The organism is Lactobacillus sp. B4015, assembly GCF_026536055.1.
GTDB lineage: Bacteria > Bacillota > Bacilli > Lactobacillales > Lactobacillaceae > Lactobacillus > Lactobacillus panisapium.
In genome coordinates this window covers 1-2270 of record NZ_JAFNOY010000018.1, presented here as the reverse complement: position 1 = coordinate 2270, position 2270 = coordinate 1, and the positions used below count along the sequence as shown (strand labels likewise).

Annotated in this window: 5 protein-coding genes and 1 pseudogene; all 6 read left to right on the top strand. The window is 33.7% G+C overall.

Features of this window, described 5'->3' with window-relative positions; genetic code table 11:
- Nucleotides 1–208 (top strand): annotated as a pseudogene (locus J3U71_RS11565) (hypothetical protein); the annotation flags it as partial.
- Nucleotides 183–323, top strand: a complete 141-nt coding sequence (locus J3U71_RS11560) for a hypothetical protein (RefSeq protein ID WP_267394646.1) — start codon at nucleotides 183–185, stop codon at nucleotides 321–323. The pseudogene J3U71_RS11565 and the gene J3U71_RS11560, both read left to right, overlap by 26 nt.
- 2 nt (nucleotides 324–325) lie before the next feature.
- Nucleotides 326–802, top strand: coding sequence for a methyltransferase domain-containing protein (locus tag J3U71_RS11555; RefSeq protein ID WP_267394644.1), 477 nt, complete (start codon nucleotides 326–328; stop codon nucleotides 800–802).
- 1 nt (nucleotide 803) lies between these two features.
- Nucleotides 804–1145, top strand: a complete 342-nt coding sequence (locus J3U71_RS11550; protein ID WP_267394642.1) for a VRR-NUC domain-containing protein — start codon at nucleotides 804–806, stop codon at nucleotides 1143–1145.
- Nucleotides 1129–1629 carry a hypothetical protein gene (locus J3U71_RS11545; RefSeq protein ID WP_267394640.1) on the top strand — a complete coding sequence of 167 codons (501 nt, stop codon included), beginning with the start codon at nucleotides 1129–1131 and terminating at the stop codon, nucleotides 1627–1629. The genes J3U71_RS11550 and J3U71_RS11545 overlap by 17 nt, the downstream gene beginning before the upstream one ends.
- Before the next feature lie 15 nt (nucleotides 1630–1644).
- Nucleotides 1645–2139 (top strand): ArpU family phage packaging/lysis transcriptional regulator, encoded by a 495-nt coding sequence (locus tag J3U71_RS11540; RefSeq protein WP_267394638.1) that lies wholly within the window; start codon nucleotides 1645–1647, stop codon nucleotides 2137–2139.
- Nucleotides 2140–2270 lie beyond the last annotated feature (131 nt).

The window sequence follows — 2270 nt, the reverse complement described above, 5'->3', positions numbered from 1 at the left end:
GATGATAATTAAAGATGGAAAAGAAGAAACAGTCATGTGTACTAACTGCTATAAAGAGCTAGGCGGAAACGATCCAATTTTTATTGATAATGAAAATTGGCCTTATTGCTCTAAAAAGTGTTTACTAACACATCTATTTTGGAAAGAAACCTCTGCTAAAAAATTTATTGAGGAGCGGAATAATGGCAAAAGCAGTTTGGAAGATTGACAAGAATGGTAAGCGAACCTATGTGGGTCACGTACCGGACAGTTATAAATTGAAAGATGGAGAGCGGTTTGGATTACCTAATGAAGATTGGGTAGAAGTAATTAGGAATAATTAAAAATGAAAATATTAGATGCATGTTGTGGCTCTAAGATGTTCTGGTATGACAAACAAGAATCGCATACTACCTTTATGGACAATCGCTGTGAAAAAGATGAAGTAAAAGATCGAGAATATATTAGAACTATCCTGGTTAATCCTGATATTGTTGCTGATTTTAGAAATATGCCTTTTGATGATGACACGTTTGATTTAGTAATCTTTGATCCTCCTCATTTAATTAAAGCCGGTGATCACAGCTGGTTAAAGATGAAATATGGAGTATTGCCTGAAAGCGATTGGCAAAGCTATATCAAAAAAGGCTTTGACGAGTGCATGAGGGTGCTAAAACCTACTGGAACATTATTGTTTAAGTGGTCAAGCAATCAAATTGAGTTCAATCAAGTGTTTAAGGCTATTGGTCGAAAGCCAATATTAGGCGATCGTAGAGGGAGTACCAGATGGTCAGTATTCATTAAACAAAAGTGTGGTAAATAAAATGCCTAGCGAACATAAAATTCAAGACGATATAGAAACCACATTATCAAAGCATCATTGCACAGTTTTTCGAACGAATGTTGGTAAATTCAGAACGCCAGATGGGAGATATATTAGTACGGGACTGCCAACTGGACATCCCGATTTATATGGATTTCGCTGGGTAGACAATCAAGTATTCTATATAGAAGTAAAATCAAAAATTGGCAGACCTAGGAAAGGCCAGATTAGATTTCATAACATGTTGGTATCGCATAATGTGATACATGGAATAGCTCGCAGTACAAAAGATGCATTAATGATAGTAGATGGGGGGTTAGTAGGATATGGATATCCCGTATGATTTAATCCATAAACTGGAAGATGAATATGGATCAATAAGTAATGTTTCTGAAAATAATGCAATTTTAAAATCAATTAGATTAAAGTTACATATTAAGCACGCTAAACGAACTAATTTTACTTACAATGATTTTAAAGAAGAAAAAATAATCGAGTATTTAAAAAAAGGTTATAGCATTTATGAAACAGCTCAATTAACTCAATCTTCTTATGCTAAGGTTAGAAAAATTAAATCTAATTATAAGTTAAAAACATTACCAAGATTTAAATATGTAGCTATTGGGGAAGATTTTAAGGTTTATAGTTTGGGCTTAAGTAAATTCAAAATAATGAGTTTATCTTGTTGCAGTAATTTTGCTAATACTCAAAAAGCATTAAGAGCTATGGGTTATGAGTTAAAAGAAGCCAAAGGATATTTTCATTGGTGTAACTTAAAAAAAGATGATCATTATATCATTGACAGAAATATTTACACTAAGCAATAGAAAGGACTGTGGACTGTGGGCAATGTTGATTTCTACATGATTGATATAGATCAATACCAAACAGCTGAAAAGGTGCGAAAGTTTTTCAAATATAATTTTCCACAATATCTAGTTCGAGCTGGTTATCATCGCACTGATCTTAGCAGTCCGCAGCTTGATATCACTGGTATCTCAGTGCATGGAGGTAACAGTGCTGAACATAAGATGGCTTCAATTTTCGATGCGCAAGATAAGTGCAAAGCTATTTATCAAGCAATTGATGCTTGCTTTGACAGTTCACGGCAGCCTTTTAGAACGATATTAAAATCATTATATATAGATGAACTAGAAAACTGGAAGGTTGCTGATAAGGTTCAATATAGCGATTCCAGATATGATGATTTAAAGCGTTATGCATTATGTCAATTCGCCGATACAATTGATACATTTAAGTTATACTATGATGTTAGTTTTCCTGAGCTCAAGGTTTTTAAAAAATCGGATGAAAGTCGGGGAAAAGTCGGGGACTGATCGGGTATTGCAGATGTTATATTAGTATCATCAAGAAAAAAATTCTTGATAGCTATTAACAGTTTTTAAATTTATACTCCTTCTTAAAAGAGTTCTGGCAATGGTTGTAATCAGGTTCGATTCCTGTTGCC

Excerpts from the sequence above, each read along its gene's own strand:
- J3U71_RS11560 (WP_267394646.1), top strand. The coding sequence starts at position 183 with ATGGCAAAAGCAGTTTGGAAGATTGACAAGAATGGTAAGCGAACCTAT.
- J3U71_RS11555 (WP_267394644.1), top strand. The coding sequence starts at position 326 with ATGAAAATATTAGATGCATGTTGTGGCTCTAAGATGTTCTGGTATGAC.
- J3U71_RS11550 (WP_267394642.1), top strand. The coding sequence starts at position 804 with ATGCCTAGCGAACATAAAATTCAAGACGATATAGAAACCACATTATCA.
- J3U71_RS11545 (WP_267394640.1), top strand. The coding sequence starts at position 1,129 with ATGGATATCCCGTATGATTTAATCCATAAACTGGAAGATGAATATGGA.